18 protein-coding genes are annotated in these 19288 nt (G+C 69.9%); 13 read left to right on the top strand and 5 right to left on the bottom strand.

What is annotated here, in order from left to right; genetic code table 11:
• The first annotated feature begins 2 nt into the window (after window positions 1–2).
• The 4 genes from miaB to dapF are packed head-to-tail and all read left to right on the top strand — an operon-like array spanning window position 3 to window position 3829.
• On the top strand, window positions 3–1559 hold the full coding sequence (gene miaB / locus NQ152_RS15170; RefSeq protein ID WP_257524572.1) for a tRNA (N6-isopentenyl adenosine(37)-C2)-methylthiotransferase MiaB: 1557 nt from the start codon (window positions 3–5) through the stop codon (window positions 1557–1559).
• On the top strand, window positions 1556–2482 hold the full coding sequence (gene miaA / locus NQ152_RS15175; protein WP_257524573.1) for a tRNA (adenosine(37)-N6)-dimethylallyltransferase MiaA: 927 nt from the start codon (window positions 1556–1558) through the stop codon (window positions 2480–2482). Before miaB ends, miaA begins: the two co-directional genes overlap by 4 nt.
• On the top strand, window positions 2479–2898 hold the full coding sequence (locus tag NQ152_RS15180; RefSeq protein WP_257524574.1) for a GNAT family acetyltransferase: 420 nt from the start codon (window positions 2479–2481) through the stop codon (window positions 2896–2898). The genes miaA and NQ152_RS15180 overlap by 4 nt, the downstream gene beginning before the upstream one ends.
• Before the next feature lie 58 nt (window positions 2899–2956).
• On the top strand, window positions 2957–3829 hold the full coding sequence (gene dapF / locus NQ152_RS15185) for a diaminopimelate epimerase (RefSeq protein ID WP_257502681.1): 873 nt from the start codon (window positions 2957–2959) through the stop codon (window positions 3827–3829).
• Window positions 3830–3842: 13 nt separating this feature from the next.
• On the opposite strand, the gene NQ152_RS15190 is transcribed toward dapF, so the two are convergent.
• A complete protein-coding gene (locus NQ152_RS15190; protein ID WP_257524575.1) occupies window positions 3843–4484 on the bottom strand; it encodes a class I SAM-dependent methyltransferase in 642 nt (213 codons plus the stop codon).
• A gap of 256 nt (window positions 4485–4740) precedes the next feature.
• On the opposite strand from NQ152_RS15190, the gene hflX reads away from it, so the two are divergent.
• The gene (hflX, locus tag NQ152_RS15195; RefSeq protein WP_374113601.1) at window positions 4741–6069 is read left to right on the top strand and encodes a GTPase HflX; all 1329 of its coding nucleotides are present in this window, start codon (window positions 4741–4743) and stop codon (window positions 6067–6069) included.
• Window positions 6070–6425: 356 nt separating this feature from the next.
• On the opposite strand, the gene NQ152_RS15200 is transcribed toward hflX, so the two are convergent.
• From NQ152_RS15200 to lexA, 3 genes are all read right to left on the bottom strand, one after another.
• Window positions 6426–8342 carry a prolyl oligopeptidase family serine peptidase gene (locus NQ152_RS15200; protein WP_257524577.1) on the bottom strand — a complete coding sequence of 639 codons (1917 nt, stop codon included), beginning with the start codon at window positions 8340–8342 and terminating at the stop codon, window positions 6426–6428.
• Window positions 8343–8421: 79 nt separating this feature from the next.
• The gene (locus tag NQ152_RS15205; RefSeq protein WP_257524578.1) at window positions 8422–9846 is read right to left on the bottom strand and encodes a hypothetical protein; all 1425 of its coding nucleotides are present in this window, start codon (window positions 9844–9846) and stop codon (window positions 8422–8424) included.
• Window positions 9847–9928: 82 nt separating this feature from the next.
• Window positions 9929–10609: a transcriptional repressor LexA gene (gene lexA, locus NQ152_RS15210; RefSeq protein WP_257502676.1), complete on the bottom strand. Its 681-nt coding sequence runs from the start codon at window positions 10607–10609 to the stop codon at window positions 9929–9931.
• Window positions 10610–10866: 257 nt separating this feature from the next.
• On the opposite strand from lexA, the gene NQ152_RS15215 reads away from it, so the two are divergent.
• The 8 genes from NQ152_RS15215 (at window position 10867) to NQ152_RS15250 (ending at window position 18908) form a co-directional block, all read left to right on the top strand.
• The gene (locus tag NQ152_RS15215; protein WP_257524579.1) at window positions 10867–11220 is read left to right on the top strand and encodes a LysM peptidoglycan-binding domain-containing protein; all 354 of its coding nucleotides are present in this window, start codon (window positions 10867–10869) and stop codon (window positions 11218–11220) included.
• Window positions 11221–11276: 56 nt separating this feature from the next.
• A complete protein-coding gene (locus NQ152_RS15220) occupies window positions 11277–12371 on the top strand; it encodes a histidinol-phosphate transaminase (RefSeq protein ID WP_257502674.1) in 1095 nt (364 codons plus the stop codon).
• On the top strand, window positions 12368–12982 hold the full coding sequence (gene hisB / locus NQ152_RS15225) for an imidazoleglycerol-phosphate dehydratase HisB (RefSeq protein ID WP_257502673.1): 615 nt from the start codon (window positions 12368–12370) through the stop codon (window positions 12980–12982). The genes NQ152_RS15220 and hisB overlap by 4 nt, the downstream gene beginning before the upstream one ends.
• On the top strand, window positions 12979–13629 hold the full coding sequence (gene hisH / locus NQ152_RS15230; RefSeq protein ID WP_257524580.1) for an imidazole glycerol phosphate synthase subunit HisH: 651 nt from the start codon (window positions 12979–12981) through the stop codon (window positions 13627–13629). The genes hisB and hisH overlap by 4 nt, the downstream gene beginning before the upstream one ends.
• A gap of 54 nt (window positions 13630–13683) precedes the next feature.
• Window positions 13684–14430 (top strand): bifunctional 1-(5-phosphoribosyl)-5-((5-phosphoribosylamino)methylideneamino)imidazole-4-carboxamide isomerase/phosphoribosylanthranilate isomerase PriA, encoded by a 747-nt coding sequence (gene priA, locus NQ152_RS15235; protein WP_257502670.1) that lies wholly within the window; start codon window positions 13684–13686, stop codon window positions 14428–14430.
• The gene (locus tag NQ152_RS15240; RefSeq protein WP_257524581.1) at window positions 14414–15193 is read left to right on the top strand and encodes an SseB family protein; all 780 of its coding nucleotides are present in this window, start codon (window positions 14414–14416) and stop codon (window positions 15191–15193) included. The genes priA and NQ152_RS15240 overlap by 17 nt, the downstream gene beginning before the upstream one ends.
• 114 nt (window positions 15194–15307) lie before the next feature.
• The gene (locus NQ152_RS15245) at window positions 15308–16759 is read left to right on the top strand and encodes a pyridoxal-dependent decarboxylase (protein WP_257524582.1); all 1452 of its coding nucleotides are present in this window, start codon (window positions 15308–15310) and stop codon (window positions 16757–16759) included.
• A gap of 133 nt (window positions 16760–16892) precedes the next feature.
• Window positions 16893–18908: a hypothetical protein gene (locus NQ152_RS15250; RefSeq protein ID WP_257524583.1), complete on the top strand. Its 2016-nt coding sequence runs from the start codon at window positions 16893–16895 to the stop codon at window positions 18906–18908.
• On the opposite strand, the gene NQ152_RS15255 is transcribed toward NQ152_RS15250, so the two are convergent.
• Complete coding sequence (locus tag NQ152_RS15255) at window positions 18824–19243, bottom strand: DUF1844 domain-containing protein (protein ID WP_374113600.1); 420 nt, start codon at window positions 19241–19243, stop codon at window positions 18824–18826. The two genes, NQ152_RS15250 and NQ152_RS15255, sit on opposite strands and share 85 nt — an antisense overlap.
• Between the last annotated feature and the right edge of the window lie 45 nt (window positions 19244–19288).

Raw genomic sequence — 19288 nt, forward strand, 5'->3', positions numbered from 1 at the left:
TCATGACTTCTCCGTCCTCAGCGCCGACGACGATCGCGCCGTCACCCGCTTCCTTCACAGCCGACGGACGCGTCCGCACCTACGAAGTGCGCACCTTCGGTTGCCAGATGAATGTGCACGACTCCGAACGTCTCTCCGGCTCCCTGGAGAGTGCCGGCTACCTCCGGGCATCGAATGGCGAAGAGGCCGATGTCGTGATCATCAACACCTGCGCCGTCCGCGACAACGCTGCGGGCAAGCTCTACGGCACACTCGGGCACCTCGCTTCGGTCAAGCGCCGCAAGGACGGCATGCAGATCGCCGTCGGAGGATGCATGGCCCAGATGGACAAGCAGGCTGTGCTGGACAAGGCGCCATGGGTGGATGTGGTCTTCGGCACGCACAACATGGGTTCGCTGCCTCGCCTGCTGGAGCGCGCTCGGCACAACGGTGAAGCCGAGCTCGAAATCCTGGAATCGCTCGAGATCTTCCCCTCGACGCTGCCCACCAAGCGCGACAGCATCTACAGCGGATGGGTGTCGATCTCGGTCGGCTGCAACAACACGTGCACGTTCTGCATCGTGCCCAGCCTCCGTGGCAAGGAGAAGGACCGTCGCCCCGGCGACATCCTGAACGAGATCCGGATGCTCGTGGATGACGGGGCGATCGAGGTCACCCTGCTCGGTCAGAACGTCAACTCGTACGGTGTCGAGTTCGGCGACCGGCACGCATTCGGCAAGCTCCTGCGCGCGGCGGGGCAGATCGAGGGACTCGAGCGGATCCGCTTCACCAGCCCCCACCCCGCGGCGTTCACCGATGATGTCATCGACGCGATGGCGGAGACCCCTGCGGTCATGCCGCAGCTGCACATGCCGCTGCAGTCGGGCAGCGATCGCGTCCTCAGAGCGATGCGCCGCTCGTACCGCAGCGAGAAGTTCCTGGGCATCCTCGATCGTGTCCGGGATCGCATCCCGAACGCGGCGATCACGACCGACATCATCGTCGGCTTCCCCGGCGAGACCGAGGCGGACTTCGACGAGACGATGCGTGTGGTCGAGCAGTCTCGGTTCTCGAGTGCCTTCACCTTCCAGTACTCCATCCGCGAGGGCACGCCGGCCGCGACGATGCCCGATCAGGTGCCCAAGGAAATCGTGCAGGAACGGTACAACCGGCTCCTGGCGCTGCAGGACCGCATCTGTCTCGAAGAGAACCAAGCCCAGCTCGGCCGGCAGGTGGAGGTGTTGGTCTCGATGGGCGAAGGCAAGAAGGATGCCGAGACCAACCGTCTCACCGGCCGCGCCGAAGACAATCGGCTGATCCATTTCGAAGTTCCCCCGGGCAGCGAGATCCCGCGCCCCGGAGACGTCGTCTCGGTGCGGATCTCGCACGCGGCGCCGTTCCACCTGCTCGCCGACACCGACGGCGCTCCGCTGCGAGTGCGCCGCACCCGGGCAGGCGACGCGTGGGATCGCACGCAGGCCGAGTCGTGCGCCATCCCCGTCGCCGGGACCGATGCCGCACCCACGGGTGCCCCGCGCGCCGTCTCGCTCGGGCTGCCCACGCTCCGCGTCGGAGTGTGAGCGCACCGGCCCACCCCGCACGGCTGTACGCCGTGGTCGGAGCCACGGGCACAGGCAAATCCGAACTCGCCCTGGACCTCGCCGAGGCCCTCGACGCGCGTCACGGAGGCGCGGAGATCGTGAACGCCGACGCGATGCAGCTCTATCGCGGCATGGACATCGGCACCGCCAAGCTCGCCGCGGGCGAACGCCGCGGCATCCCTCATCACATGCTCGACGTCCTGGGGGTGACACAGGAGGCGGCCGTCGCCTGGTACCAGACCAGGGCACGTGCGGTGATCGAGGACGTGCTGGCGCGTGGCCGCTCCGCCATCCTGGTCGGCGGCTCGGGGCTGTACGTCTCCAGCGTGCTGTTCGACTTCCGCTTTCCGCCCCGCGATCACGCCCTGCGCGGGCAGCTGGAAGCAGAGCTCGAGCGCCTCGGCCCGGGCGTGCTGTACGAGCGGCTGCGCCTGGCGGACCCGGACACGGCCGCCCGCGTGGACCCTCGCAACGGGCGGCGCGTGGTGCGTGCCCTCGAAGTGCTGGCACAGGGCGGCAAGACCCACGGGGCAGTGCTGCCCACCGAGCCGGTCCGGTGGCGGCCCTCGACGCTGATCGGGCTCACCGCACCCCGGGACGAACTCGTGGTGCGCCTGGACGCTCGGGTGCAGCGTATGTGGGCGGCCGGGCTCGTCGCCGAGGTCGATGCGCTGCGCGCCGCCGGGCTCGAGGACGGGGTGACCGCGCGGCGGGCGATCGGTTATGCCCAGGCGCTCGCGCAGCTGCGCGGCGAAGCCAGCGAGTCCGAAGCGATCGCCGACACCCAGGCGCTGACCCGGCGGTATGCGCGGCGTCAGGTGTCGTGGTTCAAGCGCTATTCGAATGTGCTGTGGTCCGAGCCGGGCGCCGAGGACCTGGTTGCCCGGATACTGGAGTCATGACCAGCATCCGTGCGTTCGCGCTGAGAGACACCGAGTCGGTCATCGCCCTCTGGCAGTCCACCGGCCTGACGCGGTCATGGAACAACCCGCATCTGGACATCCAGCGGAAACTGCAGGTGCAGCCGGAGCTGTTCCTGGTCGCCGTGGACGGCGGGGACATCGTCGGCTCGGTGATGGCCGGCTACGACGGGCATCGCGGCTGGCTCTACTACCTCGCGTCCGATCCGCTGCGCCGCGGTCAGGGCATCGGACGGGCGCTGGTCGCGGCCGCAGAAGAGGCGCTCCTGGACATGGGCTGTCCGAAGGTGCAGCTGATGGTGCGTCCGGACAACAGGGACGTGCTCGGCTTCTATGACTCGCTGGGATACGACCGGTTCGACACCACGACGACCGGCAAGCGGCTGATCGCCGACTGAGCACCGCGCACCCCCGGCGCGCTCGGGATGAGGATGCGGGGAACCGTATGCTGGACGGATGCCGCAGACCGTTCCCTTCACGAAAGGTCACGGCACCGGCAACGACTTCGTCGTGATTCCCGACCCCGACGGGGCGCTTGACCTCAGCGACGAGCAGGTGGCGGTGCTGTGCGACCGACGCTTCGGCATCGGCGCAGACGGAATCCTTCGCGTCGTGCGCTCGGCGGCGATCGACGAGGGCGCGGATGCCGCGGCGGCGGGCGCGGAATGGTTCATGGACTACCGCAACGCGGACGGCTCGAAAGCCGAGATGTGCGGCAACGGCATCCGCGTGTTCGCTCGCTATCTCGCCGACGCCGGCTGGGCCGCGCTGAATGGCACGCCGCTGCTGATCGGCACGCGCGCCGGCGTGAAGAGCGTCACGCGCAGCGAGCTCGGCTTCGAGGCAGACCTGGGTCCATGGCGAGTGGAGCCGGAGGAGGTCTTGGTCCGCGCGCGCGGACTCGGCGTGCCGCGTCCGGGTCAGGGCATCGACGTCGGCAACCCGCATGTCGTGGTCGCCCTGTCCAACACGGACGAGCTGGACGCTCTGGATCTGTCTGCCGGCCCGCAACTGCAGCCGGAGCCGCGGCACGGGGCCAACATCGAGTTCGTCGTCCCCAGCGATCCGCTGGTCAGCGAAGGGGTCGGTTCGATCCGGATGCGGGTGTTCGAACGCGGCGTCGGGGAGACCCTCAGCTGCGGTACCGGCGTGGCCGCCGCCGCGCTGGCCGTGCGGCACTGGGCCGGCGAGGCAGCGCCCGATCGCTGGAGCGTCGATGTCCCGGGGGGCACGCTGGGCGTGCGGATGGTGCGGGTCCGCGGCGACCTGCACGTCCTGCTGTCCGGACCGGCGACCCTCGTCTACTCCGGCGAGATCACACTCGCCTGAGCGGGCGACCGCTTCACGGCAGGGTGATCGCGCCGGTCTCGGGCGTTCCGTGACGGCGCACCTTCAGGACGCGGAAGCCTCGTGCCGTCGCGGCGCGGTGCACGCTGAACCCCCGGGTGAATGTCGCAGCCAGCCAGCGCTGAAGCGAATCCGAGCCGAGGTTGCGCTGTACCACCAGCCACGCGTCCGACCGCTCGTCGAGGCGTGGGATCCAACGCTCCAGGAGCCCGTGCAGCTCGTTCTTGCCGACACGGATGGGCGGGTTCGAGCGGATCGTGCGGAAGGTCACGTCGTCGGGAACATCGTCGGGGTGCGCGACGTTGACATTGACAAGGCCGAGAGCATCGGCGTTGCGCTGCGCGAGGTCAAGAGCACGCTCATTGACATCCACGGCCCAGATCGTGGAATGCGGGGAATCCATCGCCAGTGACAGTGCGATCGGGCCCCACCCGCATCCAAGATCCAGCAGGTGCCCGCCGCGCGGCGGGGGAGGCGTGTTGGCGAGCAGGACGGCGGTGCCGGTGTCGATGTGGTCGGGACTGAACACGCCGCCAGCGGTGATCACCTCGACCTCGGAACCGGCGAGGGTCACCCGAACGCGACGAAGTTTCTCGGCACTGGCGGGCGACGCGCTGAAATAGTGGTCCTCCCCCATCCTGAGAGCGTAGCGGAGGAGTTCCCCGGTGGGGAGCTAGAGTTTACGGCAATCCCGGAAGGAACAGATGACCGATACGACAACCCCGATGAGCACCGACGAAACGCCGGTGGACCCGGTGGCTCGCGTGCTCCAGCGCGCCGACGCGCATTCGGGTGTCCGCGTGTTCGGTGCTGCGCAGGCGCTTCAGGACGAGGCGGCTTTCTCGCGCACCGACACCGATGGCGAGCAGTGGGATCGCGAGGAACGTGCCGCCCTGCGGCGAGTCCCCGGCCTGTCCACCGAGCTCGAAGACGTCAGCGAAGTCGAATACCGGCAGCTGCGACTGGAGAACGTCGTGATCGTCGGCGTGCACCCCCAGGGCGAGCAGGAGGATGCCGAGAATTCGCTGCGCGAGCTCGCCGCCCTCGCCGAAACCGCCGGCGCGGTCGTGCTCGACGCGGTGCTGCAGCGGCGACCGCATCCGGACCCGGCGACGTACCTCGGTAGCGGCAAGGCGCAGGAGCTGCGCGACCTGGTCGCCGCGCTCGGTGCGGACACCGTCATCGCGGACACCGAGCTCGCACCCAGCCAGCGGCGCGCGCTGGAGGATGTCGTCAAGGTGAAGGTCATCGACAGGACGACCGTCATCCTGGATATCTTCAGCCAGCACGCCAAGAGCCGCGAAGGCAAGGCGCAGGTCGAACTCGCCCAGCTCGAATACCTCCTGCCGCGCCTGCGCGGCTGGGGTGACTCCATGAGCCGCCAGGCCGGTGGCCAGGTCGGCGCCGGCGGCGCGGGGATGGGCTCGCGTGGTCCGGGTGAGACGAAGATCGAGCTCGATCGCCGCCGCATCCGCACGAAGATGGCGCTGCTGCGCCGTCAGATCCGCGATTTCGCCCCGGCGCGCGATGCCAAGCGTGCCGAGCGCAGGCGGAACACGATTCCGTCGGTCGCGATCGCCGGATACACCAACGCCGGCAAGTCGAGTCTGCTGAACCGGCTGACCAGCGCGGGCGTCCTGGTGGAGAACGCGCTGTTCGCGACGCTGGATGCCACCGTCCGTCGCGCTGAGGCCTCGGACGGCCGCGTCTACACGCTGACCGACACCGTCGGGTTCGTGCGCAACCTGCCGCATCAGCTGGTCGAGGCGTTCCGATCAACGCTGGAGGAGGTCGGCGACGCCGACGTCATCGTGCACGTCGTGGATGCCGCGCACCCGGATCCGGCCGCCCAACTGCAGACCGTCCGAGATGTGATCGGCGACGTGGGTGCACGGGAGATCACCGAGATCGTGGTGTTCAACAAGGCCGACCTCGTCGACGATGACACCCGCATGCTGCTGCGCGGGCTCGAACCCCGCGCGCTGTTCGCCTCGTCCCGCACGGGGGAGGGCATGGGCGAGCTGCGTGCGGCCATCGAGGCGGCCCTTCCGCTGCCGGCCGTCGAGGTCCGCGCGCTGGTGCCCTACGACCGCGGCGACCTCGTCTCGGCCGCGCACCAGTCCGGGCACATCGTGTCGCAGACGCATGAGGCGGGCGGCACGGCATTGCACGCGCACGTCTCGGAGCGTCTGGCAGCTGAACTCGCACCGTTCGCGGTCTGAGCGGTGTCGTCGTCAGTGAGCACGTCGTCACCACCGGGAAGCTCCACGCGGGTGTCGCGGAAGGTGTGAAGTGCTCCGATCTCACCGAGCACGCTGCGCCACGTATCCGCGATGGTCTCGGCGGGCAGCTCGCGCGCTGTGACCGGATGCATCGCCTCGGCCAGCCCCGCGGGATCACCCGTGGCGATGAGGGTGAACACGTGCTCGGTGAGGGTGCGCACATCGGCCACCCCGCGCCGCGCCGGGAGTTGACATGGCGGCACCCTGTCGCATCATCTGGCAGAGCGACGAGATCCGCGTGCACGGAGTGCGACCGCGCGGCGCCTTCCGTGCCGGCGAGCCGACGTGTCGACCCGCTAGGCGCCTCGGCTGAGTTCCAGCGGCGCCACCCCCGGCGTGGCGAAGCCGAACACCGCACCCAAGAAGGCCAGTTCGGTCTCCAGCGCGTTCACGACGTTCTCGGCGCGCCGGAACCCGTGGCCCTCTCCCTCGTACACGACATACGCGTGCGGGATACCGCGGGCGGCGAGTGCGTCCCGGATCGCCTCGGACTGCGCCGGCGGAACCACCGGGTCCTCGGCGCCCTGCAGCAGCAGCAGGGGCACTCGGAACCGGTCCGGATGCGACAGCGGTGACCTCTCCAGGTACACGTGCTCGGCCTCCGGGAGCGGGCCGATGAGCCCGTCCAGGTAGCGCGCTTCGAAGTCGTGGGTGTCCAGCGCCAGCGCGCGGGCATCGCCGACGCCGTAGCGCGAGATGCCTGCAGCGAAGACGTCCGTCTGCACGAGCGCGGCCAGTACGGTCCATCCGCCCGCCGATCCTCCGGCGATGGTGATCCGCTCCGGGTCTGCGGCTCCGGCGGCGGCCAGTCCGGCCGCGGCCGCAGCGACGTCCTGGACATCGACCACCCCCCACTGTCCGCGCAGGCGCTCGCGGTAGGCCCGGCCGTAGCCGCTGGAGCCGCCGTAGTTCACATCCAGAACGCCGATCCCTCGGCTGGTGAAGTACGCGATCCGGCCGGACGCCGAGCCGCCGCGATGGCTGGTCGGTCCGCCGTGCACGTACAGCAGGTACGGCGGATGCTCGCCGTCCGGTCCGGTCGCGTCCGGATGCGTCGGGGGGTAGTCGAAGGCGTGCACGGCGCCCCGCGGACCCTCGAAGCTCACGGCGCGAGGCCGCGGCATCCATTCCGGCCCCCATGGCGCGCTTCCGCCGCGGATCAGGACCCCGTCCTCGAGGCGGTCCGCGTCCAGGAGCCAGAGCCCTGCGGGGGAGGTGGGTCCCGCACCCGAGACCAGCAGGTGCGTGCCTCGCACGTCCTCGATCAGCACCTCGGAGCTCAGCGGCACGCCGAACGGCGCCGCGGTGCCGTCCGGGCCGATCAGCACCAGTTCGTCATCGCCGTTCGTTCGCACTGCGACCAGCCGTCCGTCCTCCAGCCGGGCGAACCACCGGCTGCCCAGAACCCAGAGTGGACCCCCGGTGTCGGCATCCGCCGGAGCGATCGACTGCGCTCCCACCGATGCCGACAGGTGCCGGTGCCAGAGATTCCAGCGGCCGCTGGTGTCGTCGGCGTAGACCAGATCGTCCTCGTCGATCCAAAGCGGCTGCAGCGGCGATGAGCTGCCGCCCGCCACGGTGGTCCACTCCGAGACCACCCCGTCCGCCAGCCGCCCGACCCGCAGCTCGGCGCGATCCCACGGCATGTCGGGGTGATTCCACGCGATCCAGGCCAGGCGGAGTCCGCTCGGAGACAGGGCAGGATGCGCGACGAAGTCGCTGCCCGCGACCAGGCAGGTCACACCGGACCCGTCCAGCGCGATGCGGACGATGGATCGCTGCGGCGCCGTTTCCTCCTCGTCGACCTCGCGGATCCCGAGGAGCTGCCCCTGCTGCCAGGTGAGGGCGCCGAATCGCATGCCCGGGTCGGCGGGGGTGAGTGCACGTGGCTCCTGCCCGGGCGCGAGCGCCCACACGCGCTGATCCGACTTCTCCACGAAGAGCAGGACGCCGTCGTCGGTGGTCGTCCACGCACCGCCGCCGTACTCGTGCACACGGGAGCGCGCGCTCCACGGCAGCGGCAGCATGACGCTCACCGCGCCCTGGGCGTCACGCCGACGCACGGTGGTCCGGCCCCCTTCCTCGGGGACCCCCTCGCCCCACCAGATCTCCTCGCCCACGAACCGGGCGCCCTCGATGCGCGGGGTCGCGGCGGTCACGGCTGCGGCGGAAAGCGGTGAGTTCCACGAACCGAAGGGAAGGATTGTGCTCATGCCTCCACCGTATTGGCCATGGCGGATGCCGCCACCCGAAGCCGCGGGACGCCGGCACGTCAGCGGATGCGAGTCCGCGTCACGGCGCCGCGTCGACGGGCGCCGCGCCGGCGGGGGCCTCCGCATCGGTCGCGACCGCATCACGCGGCTCGGCGAGGACGTCGGCGTCCGCCGCCTCGGCGAGGGCATCCAGCTCGGCAGGACGCCGCTGGAGCAGCTCGAGGATCCAGGCAGCCCCGAAGGACACGACGAGCACCAGCGCGACATCGCCCGCGGAAAGCGGGCGGAGCGCGAACAGCCAGATGACCGCCAGCACGGCCACCAGCGTCCGGACCAGGATCCGCTGCCTGCCCAGCCACGTGCCGAACGCGCCCGTGTTCAGGCCCCGCGCGGCCAGCTGGATCCGGGCGGAGGCGTTCAGACCCCGGACGGTGCGGCGGAGTCCGTGCGCGGGACTGGAGGAGCCCATCGCCCAGCCGAGTATCGCGACGACGACGCCCAGGAGCACCAGCACGAGCGCCGTCTGCGTCATGTCGCCGACGAGCCGGTCGTAGATGACATTCAGCGCGTCGGGGGACAGGCCGAGTGAATCGGCCGCCGGGATCATCGCGGTCGCCCCGATGGTCAGCACCGCGGCCAGCGAGCCGCCCCCGATGACGAATCCCAAACCGGTGCCGAATACGGCGGTGCTGCGCCGACGGGCGATCGCGGTGCCGAGGGCGAAGAGTCCGATCGTGATGACCGGGAGCCAGTAGCCCAGACCCGTGGCCACCGCGTAGCCGGTGCGGATCATCGCGAGGTTCTCGCCGTCGCCCAGGATGATCACCCGATCGACGGTCGGGATCAGTTCCGCCGCCCCCAGGCCGCGGTCCACGAGATTCTGCTTGACGCGGTCCACGATCGCCCCGAGCTGGATGCCGACGCCCTGGTCCGTCCGGATCACGAGGCCTCCGCCGTCGGAGGTCGCCGTGCCCACCAGTGCGCGGTGGGCGCCGCGAGTCGCCGTGGCCCAGACCTCCGAGAACGCGTCCGACTCGACGACGCGCGTGACGGTCGTGGTCACCAGGCTCTGCAGGCCGTTGGCCGCGGGCGCCTCCAGCAGCTGCAGGGCGTCGGCGGCGCGCGGAGGCAGCCCGAGTGCAACGACGCCGTCGAACACGTCCGCCGTGATCTGGCGGAAGTCGACCTGAGCGGAGATCGCCTCCATCGACTCGTCGATGATCAGGCCCTGGACGGCCGGATCGTCCACGAGCGGGGCCAGGGAGGCGACGAACGCATCCTCCTCCACGAGCTGGATCCGCGCCCATGCGCTGACGATGGAGACCGGGATCAGGATCGTGGCGACGACGATGCACGCCGCGGACAGCGCACTCCGCCACCGCGGGGCACGGCGCTGCGGGCCCGACCTTCCGTCATCGGAGAGGTTCTCCCGCCGAAGCCGTTCGTTCTCGGCGCGCAGTGCCTCGAGCTGGGCCTGCAGATCGTCGACGTCCGTTGCGGGCATGAAGCCTCCTCCGTCGGATGAGGCCATTGTGGCGCAGATGCGATCGGCGCGCCGCCCCACCGCGTGCAGGGTCGGCGGAGACTCAGACGGCGCGCAGCACCGCCACGATCTTGCCGAGCACGACGGCCTGATCGCCGAGGATCGGCTCGAATGCGGAGTTGCGCGGGAGCAGCCAGGTGTGTCCGTCCCGGCGGCGGAAGGTCTTGACGGTGGCCTCGCCGTCGAGCATGGCCGCGACGATGTCGCCGTTCTCGGCATCCGCCTGTGCCCGTACCACGACCCAGTCGCCGTCGCAGATGGCCGCGTCGATCATGGATTCGCCGGAGATCCGCAACATGAACAGATCGCCCTTGCCGACGAGCTGGCGGGGAAGGGGGAAGATCTCTTCAACCTGCTGCTCAGCGGTGATCGGAACGCCCGCCGCGATCCGGCCGACCAGCGGCACCATCGCCGCGTCGCCGACACTGGGCGCACTGTCGGCGGGGTTCTCGGTCGAGGTGCCGGGCAGGTCGATCAGGACCTCCATCGCGCGGGTCTTGCCCGCATCGCGTCGCAGGTACCCGCTCAGTTCCAGCTGGTTGAGCTGGTGGGTGACGCTGGAGAGGGACTTCAGGCCCACCGCATCGCCGATCTCTCGCATGCTCGGCGGGTAGCCGTACCGGGCGATCGATCGCTGGATGACCTCGAGGATGGCGAGCTGCTTGTCGCTCAGGCTCTTGCGCCTGCGCGTCTGCGGCTTCTCGCGCCCGTTCACCTCGGTCATGATCCCAGCTCCTGTCTTGCCGTGGGGCATCGGTCTTCGAATGTCGGAGGCCCGTGGTGGGGTCTTCCTATCGAAACCGTATCCGGTATGCGCATGGCCGTACTTCAGCCGACGCGCGTGTCGCGTTCGAATATCACAGCCGTGACCGGCCATTGACATCTTAATGGTTCGAAGTTATCTTCGGAAGAGAGATTCGTATCCCCGGCTCCCGCCCGAGGCGGGGATGCGAACCTCTTCCCTTTCAGCAGGAGGACGACATGACAGCGATCAGCATCCCGGCGCATCGTGAGACGCGACTGCGGCTCACCCCGCGTGGTCGCCGCAGTCTCGCGGCGCTCGCCGCGCTCCCGGCCGTCGTGGCACTCAGCCTCGCGGTCCTCAGCGGAGGCAGCGCTCTGGCCAGCCGTGACGCCGGTGCGCCGGCCGGGACGTTCACCACGCTGACGGTGGCCTCGGGCGAATCGCTCTGGTCCATCGCCGAGCAGGTCGCGCCGAGCGCCGACCCCCGCGACGTCGTGGATGCGATCGCGCGACTGAACGCCCTCGACGGGGTCACCGTCTCCGCGGGTCAGCGCCTGTCCATCCCGCTCCAGTACAGCACCGCCCCGTAGCGCGCGGGCGCGCCCGCCGGTCCCTCCGGGCGATGCGCTCCGGCGCGGCCCCTACGATGGGAGAGGTGAGCATCCGCCTCGACGATCTTCCCCTCCGCGACGATTTGCGCGGCCTGACTCCGTACGGCGCTCCGCAGGCTCCTCTGCCCGTCGCGCTGAACGTGAACGAGAACACGCATCCGGTGCCGCAGGAGGTCGCCGACGACATCCTGGATGCCGTCGCCCAAGCTCTGCGGGATGTCAACCGCTACCCGGACCGGGAGTTCACCGAGCTGCGCGAAGGCTTCGCGGACTACCTGGGCTACGGTCTGACGCGCGAACAGATCTGGGCGGCCAACGGTTCGAACGAGGTTCTTCAGCAGGTGCTGCAGGCCTTCGGGGGACCGGGACGCACCGCGTTCGGCTTCGCCCCCACCTACTCGATGTACCCCCTGCTGACCCGCGCGACCGGCGCGACCTGGGTGGCCGGCTCGCGTGCCGCCGATTTCTCCGTCGATGCGGAGAGCGCGGCGTTCCAGGTCGCTGAGGCAGCCCCGGACGTCGTATTCCTGTGCGCGCCGAACAATCCCACCGGCACCCCGATGACCCTCGAGGTCATCGAAGCGGTGTACGACGCCGCCGACGGCATCGTCGTCGTCGACGAGGCGTATCAGGAGTTCGCTCCCCGCGACGCCGGCTCGGCGCTCTCGCTGCTGCCGGGGCGGGAACGGCTGCTCGTGTCGCGCACCATGAGCAAGGCGTTCGCGTTCGCCGGGGCACGCGTGGGGTACATGGCCGCCGACCCGGCGCTGGTGGATGCCTTGCGCCTGGTGCGGCTGCCCTATCACCTGAGCTCGCTGACCCAGGCGGCGGCGGCGGCAGCGCTCCGGCACGCCCCGACGATGCTGCAGATGGTCGATGAGATCGTCGCCCAGCGCGACCGCATCGGAGCGACCGTCGAGGCGATCGGCTACGAACCGTACGAGTCCTGGGCGAACTTCGTCCTGTTCGGCGGAGTGGCGGACGCCTCGGCGACGTGGCGTGCGCTGTATGACCGAGGCGTCCTCGTCCGAGACATCGGGATCCCCCACCACCTGCGGGTCACCGCGGGCACGGAGCAGGAGACGACCGCGTTCCTGGATGCGCTCGCGTCGATAGACTCGGGCACATGACTCGTCCTGCCACTCCGCGCACGTCATCGCTGCGCCGGTCCACGAGCGAGTCCACCGTCGAGCTGGAGCTGGACCTCGACGGCACCGGCCGCAGTCACATCGACACCACCGTGCCGTTCTTCGATCACATGCTCACCGCGTTCGCGAAGCACTCGCTCACCGACCTCACCGTCCGTGCCTCCGGGGACACCGATATCGACGCCCACCACACCGTGGAGGACGTCTCGATCGTCCTGGGGCAGGCGATCCGCGAGGCCCTCGGGGACAAGTCCGGAATCTCGCGGTACGGGGATGCCCTCGTCCCGCTGGACGAGGCGCTCGCGCAGGCCGTGGTCGACATCAGCGGCCGGCCCTACCTCGTGCACAGCGGCGAACCGGCCGGGTTCGAGCACCACCTGATCGGCGGGCACTTCACCGGCGCCTTGGTGCGCCACACGTTCGAGGCGATCGCCTTCCACGCAGCCCTCACCGTGCACGTCACCGTGCTGGCCGGTCGCGACCCGCACCACATCGCCGAAGCCGAGTACAAGGCCTTCGCGCGCGCGTTCCGCCAGGCCAAGGCCCTGGACCCGGAGGTGCGGGGCGTTCCGAGCACGAAGGGCGCTCTGTGACCGGCAAGCCGCTGGTGGCAGTCCTGGATTACGGCTCCGGGAACGTCCACTCGGCGGTGAAGGCGCTGGCCGCGGCCGGCGCAGATGCGCGGCTCACCGCGGACCGCGGCCTGATCGATGACGCCCACGGGCTGGTCGTGCCCGGGGTGGGCGCATTCCGGGCCGTGATGGACGCGCTCCGAAACAGTCGCGGCGACGAGATCATCGACCGACGGCTGGCCGGCGGTCGTCCCGTCCTGGGAATCTGCGTGGGCATGCAGGTGCTCTTCGAGCGCGGAGTCGAGCGGGGAGTGGACACCGAAGGCCTCGGTGAGTGGCCCGGAGTGATCACCGAGCTGGATGCCCCCGTGCTGCCGCACATGGGCTGGAACACCGTCCAGGCGGCGGAGGGGTCGCGGCTGTTCCGCGGCATCGAGGACGAACGGTTCTATTTCGTCCACTCCTTCGCGGCGCAGCAGTGGACGCTGGAGGTGCAGCCCCCGTTCCCGCCGCCGGCACTGACGTGGTCCACGCACGGCGGGCCCTTCCTGGCCGCCGTGGAGAACGGACCCCTGTCCGCGACGCAGTTCCATCCCGAGAAATCGGGGGAGGCCGGCATCCGTCTGCTCTCCAATTGGATCGACGGGCTCGGCCGGACTAACCTCTGAACTCGTGCCATCTGCGAAAGCGCAACGCCTTCGCGTCGTCAGGCACGAGGAGCTATGAACGATTTCGCGTCTATGCCTGAGTTGATCCTGCTGCCGGCAGTCGATGTCGCCGACGGCAAGGCCGTCCGCCTGACTCAGGGCGAGGCGGGTACCGAGACCAGCTACGGCGACCCGGTGGACGCGGCACTGGCGTGGGCGCGCCAGGGTGCCCAGTGGATCCACCTGGTCGACCTGGATGCAGCGTTCGGGCGGGGCAGCAACGCCGCCATCATGCGCAAGGTCATCAAGCAGGTCCGTGGCGTGCAGGTCGAACTGTCCGGCGGCATCCGTGACGACCGCAGTCTGGACGCGGCTCTGGAAAGCGGTGCCTCGCGGATCAATCTGGGCACCGCCGCGCTGGAGAACCCGGAGTGGGCAGCCGATGTCATCGGCCGGTACGGGGATGTGATCGCCGTGGGGCTGGACGTCCGCGGCACGACACTCGCCGCGCGCGGCTGGACGCAGGAGGGCGGAGACCTCTGGGACGTTCTGGAACGGCTCGAGGAGGCCGGGTGCAGCCGCTACGTCGTCACAGACGTCACCAAGGACGGAACCCTCAAGGGCCCCAACCTCGAGCTGCTGCAGGAGATGACGGCGCGCACGCCGAAGCCGATCGTCGCCTCCGGCGGTGTGTCCAGCCTCGATGACATCGCCGCACTTCGGGAGCTGGTGCCCCTCGGCGTCGAAGGTGCGATCGTCGGCAAAGCCCTGTACGCGGGTGCCTTCACGCTCGCCGAGGCGCTGGATGTCGCCGGACGCTGAACCGCACGGCCACCCGGCCGACTCCGCGGGCGTCCCGTGGGAGGGGCGGCGGTTCGAGCCCAACCCGCACGCGGGCGACGACGGCTCCGCCGATCAGGCGCTGCTGGCCGCACTGACGGCGTTCCGCGACGGCGCCGGCGACCAGATCGCCGTCATCGACGCGTATCGTACGGCGCGCCTGCTGATACCGCTGGTGGCCGAGCGCGGTGACGAGGGCACCGGTGCCCACGGGCTGACCGTGGACAAGACCCAGGAATTGTCGATCGTCACCGTCGCGGCCCCCGATGGCCGTCGAGTGCTGCCGGTGTTCACATCCATGGCCGCCATGGGCCGGTGGGATGCCGGCGCGCGCCCGGTCCCGGCGGACGGCGTACGTACGGCGGTGGCCGCCTCCGCCGACGACACCGATCTGATCGTCATCGATCCGGGGTCGGTCACCGAGTTCGTGCTCCGGCGGCCCGCGGTGTGGGCGATCGCCCAGGGCGTGCCGTGGGAGCCCAGTTTCGCCTCGCCCGAGGTCTTCGCCGGCCTGCAGCGCAGCATCGGCGGTGAGCTCGCGGTGCTGGATCTCTCGGTCGAGCCGGGCGATCCCACGGCCCGTCTGCGCGGGCCGGAGCTGATCGTGCGCCTGGAGCTCATGCACGGACTCGATCGGGCCGAGTTGGACGCGGTTCTGGCGCGGCTGGCCACGCGATGGGCGGCCGACGACCGGATCGCAGTCCTGGTCGACTCGCTGACCGCCAAGCTCGTCCGCTCCCTCTGATCCAGACTCCGCCTCGGCCGACGGGCGCCGTCGAGCGTTTCGCCGCAGAGTGTCCGGGCGCTCAGCCGGCCCACCCGGTGGTGCGCGCGCGTGCGGCGGCGCACAATGCTGGTCATGGAACCGCACAACTCTGCGCCCGCAAGCCCCGGTGCGCGCACCACCGTGCCTGACCCTCTTGAGACGGGTGCGCCGGCCGAGTACCGCGCCGCGCTGTCCGCCGCACACCGGCACGCCCTGAGCTGGCTGGAGTCGGTGGCGGAACGCCCCATCCGCCCGGAACTGGACGCAGACGGCGTTCTCGCGGCGATGGACCGCCCGCTCGAGGAGACCGGGCTCGATGCGGCCGCCGTCATCGACGAGTTGGCGGCGGGGGCAGTCCCAGGGCTGATGGCCATGGGGTCACCGCGCTTCTACGGGTTCGTGATCGGCGGCGCGTACCCGGCCGCGCTGGCTGCGGATTGGCTCGTCTCGACGTGGGATCAGAACACCGGATCACGCCAGCCCACCCCGGGCACCGCCGGAGTCGAGGAGGTCGCGGCACGCTGGCTCCTCGAACTGCTCGGGCTCCCCGCGGCGAGTGGGGTGGGCTTTGCCACCGGAGCGACCAGTGCGAACACCTCGTGCCTGCTGGTGGCCAGAGACTCCGTCCTGCGCGCCCGCGGGCACGACGCGTCGCGGGGCATCCAGCACGCGCCGACGATCCGCTTCCTCGCCGGAGACGCCGTGCACACCTCGGTGATGCTCGCCGGACGGATCGCCGGGCTCGGGGAGCCGCGCACAGTCGGCGCCGACGCGCAAGGCCGCATCGACGTGGACGGGCTGGTGGCGGCGCTGGGCGAGTCGGAGGGGCCCACGATCGTGGCGCTCCAGGCGGGCGATGTCCACTCCGGAGCGTTCGATGACTTCGCCCGCGCCGTCGCGGCCGCCAAGTCCGCCGGGGCGTGGGTGCACATCGACGGTGCGTTCGGACTCTGGGCCGCGGCCAGTCCGCGCTTCCGACCGCTCCTGGCGGGGTTCGAGGACGCCGACTCCTGGGCCACGGACGCCCACAAGACGCTGAACGTGCCCTACGACTGCGGCGTGGCCATCGTGCGCGACGAAGCGGCGATGAGCGCGTCGCTGGGTGCGCACGCGGCTTACCTGCCCGCCGTCGCGAGCATCGCCGACCCCTACGATCACGTCCCCGAGTTGTCCCGCCGTGCGCGCGGCGTGCCGGTATGGGCTGCGTTGCGCTCGCTGGGCACTCGCGGCGTCGCGGGTCTCGTGGATGGCCTCGTCGACGCCGCTCTTGCGCTCGCCGATGGTTTCCGCGGGATCGCGGGACTCGAGGTGATCAACGACGTCGTGTTCACGCAGGTGTGCCTGGCGGCGCATGACAACGAAGACACGCTCGCCCTGGGGGAGTGGCTGCGCGCGGAAGGCACCGTATGGGCTTCGTCCTCGGTGTGGCAAGGACGAGCCGTCGTGCGGTTCGCGGTCAGCAACTGGGGCACCGATGAGGCGGCGGTCCGCCGCACCGTGGACGCCGTCGCCCGCGGGGCTGCAGCGCTGGGGATCGGTTCCTGACCGGGCTGCCGCCGTCCTCGCCCACGAGCGTCGTTCAGCGCAGCCGTCGGTAAGCGCACGCTAGGGTTGGCCCACGCATGGGGGTGCCGGGGGTTGTGGTGCGCCGCGGGTCAGCGTGGACACGGGGGACGAGATGGACGCACTAGGCGTGCGCGCGCGCTTGCAGTATCGCTTCGACAACTGGATGGCGCGGGGGACGATCGCCATCATGGCGCTGCTCGGCGCCGCCACGATCGTGTTCGTGCTGCTCATCGCCCTGCTGGTCATGGTGTTCCGCGTGTTCCCCGACGGCGCCGACGAAGGTGACTTCTGGGATGTCGTCTGGGGCAACCTGATGCGGACGCTCGACCCCGGCACGATGGGCGCGGACGCGGGCTGGGGCTTTCGCATCCTCATGCTCATCGTGACCATCGGCGGACTCATCATCGTCGCGAGTCTGATCGGGATCGTCTCGGGCGCGTTCGACGACAAGATGGCGTCACTGCGCAAGGGCCGCTCGCGCGTCGTCGAGGAGGGCCACACCCTGGTCCTCGGCTGGTCCGGCAAGCTCTTCCCGATCGTCTCCGAGATCTGCGTCGCGAACGAGTCACGCCGGCGGAGCGTCATCGTCATCCTCGCCGATCGCGACAAACTCGAGATGGAAGAGGAGATCCGGGTGCACGTCCCCCACCCGGGCAGAACAGCCATCATCTGCCGGCGAGGGGATCCCATGTCGGTGCTCGACCTGAGAATCGCCAGTCCCCGCGAGGCCCGGAGCGTCGTGATCCTCCCCTCGGACGAGGAAGAGGACCCGGATGCGGCAGTGATCAAGATCGCTCTCGCGCTGACCCGCCATGCCGCTACCGCCGGCGGCGACATCCCTCGCATCGTCGCGGAGCTGCGGGATCCACGCAATCTCGAAGCAGCGGGCCTGGTCGGGCGCGGCCGGGCGCATTGGCTTCTCGCCGGGGAGCTGATCAGCCGTATGACGGTGCAGACATGTCGTCAGAGCGGGCTGAGCGCGGTGTACACCCAGCTGCTGGATTTCGCCGGCGACGAGATCTACTTCACAGACGCGCCGCAGTTCGCGGGGCTCACCTATTTCGATGCCCAGTTGCGCTTCGCGGACTCCACGCTCCTGGGCGTCCAGCGGGACACTCAGGTGCAGCTGAACCCACCGGCTGACTACCTGCTGGAGGATGCCGACCGGCTCATCGTCATCGCCGAGGATGACAGCACGATCCGCCCGTCCGAGCCGGGAACGCCCGAGGAGAGCGCCGTCCGCCTGGCCGTGCCCAGCCCCGCTCGTCCTGAGCACACGCTCATCCTGGGCTACAACTCGAGCATGCAGACCATGCTGGACGAACTCGGCTCGTACGTCGCGCCCGGATCGACGGTGTGCATTGCGGCCGACGTCGCCGCACCGCAACTGCATGTGTCCGCTGGCGTGGAGGTGTCGTTCCAGAGCGTGGACTCGACAAGTCGCGCGGTCCTGGATGCGCTGGACATCGTCAGCTTCGACCACATTCTCGTTCTCGCCTACCGAGAGCTGGGGATCCAGGCCGCGGACGCGCGGACGCTGGTCACCCTGCTGCACCTGCGCGACATCGCCGACAAGCAGGCGATCAGCGTCAACATCGTCAGCGAGATGCTCGATGACAGGAACCGTGAGTTGGCAGAGGTCACCCGGGCGGACGACTTCATCGTCAGCGACAGGCTGGTCAGCCTCATGCTCTCGCAGATCAGCGAAAGCGAGCACCTCGTCGCGGTCTTCGCCGAGCTGTTCTCCAGCTCGGGTGTGGAGGTCTACCTGCGGCCCGCGGAACTCTACATCGTTCCCGAGATGACGGTGGATTTCTACACCGTCACCTCGGCCGCCTCCGCGCGGGGCGAGACGGCTATCGGATACCGCGTCGCCTCTGATGCGCATTCCAGCGCGGCGGCGTACGGCGTGCACCTGAACCCGCTGAAGTCGGAGCAACGGGCGTTCGAAGCGGGGGACTGCATCATCGTCCTCGCCCACGACGAGGCCTCAGCGCGTCGGCTCGACACGGCCGGCGCGCTCGGCCGCTCGGCGATCCCCGATCAGTTGACCGGGCCGGTCCACTTCTCGCCCGGACCCTTGCCGATGGGGTCGGGGATCGTCGAGGCCTCGCGGAACGCGAGCTGAAGCGAGCGCAGCCCATCCCGGAGGGAGCGCGCGTGCATGTCGCTGATCTCCGGCGCTCCCGCGGTGATGAGACCCGCGAGGGCGTTGATCAGCTTGCGGGCCTCATCGAGGTCGGTCTGCGTCGAGGGATCGTCGGCCAGACCCACCTTGACCGCGGCGGCGCTCATCAGGTGCACCGCGGCGGTGGTGATCACCTCTACCGCGGGGACGTCTGCGATGTCGCGTGTCGCGGCGGCAGCTGCTCGGTCTTGCGCTTCCCAGCGCGCCTGGCGCTCGGCATCCTGTGCCACCTTTCCGGCTGCAAGGTCGTCGTCGGGGGCCGGAATCGTGTTCACGTGTCACTCTCTGCTAGACTTTGGCGGGCTCCGGAGCGACATGCT

This window comes from Microbacterium sp. zg.B48 (genome assembly GCF_024623505.1).
Taxonomy (GTDB): domain Bacteria; phylum Actinomycetota; class Actinomycetes; order Actinomycetales; family Microbacteriaceae; genus Microbacterium.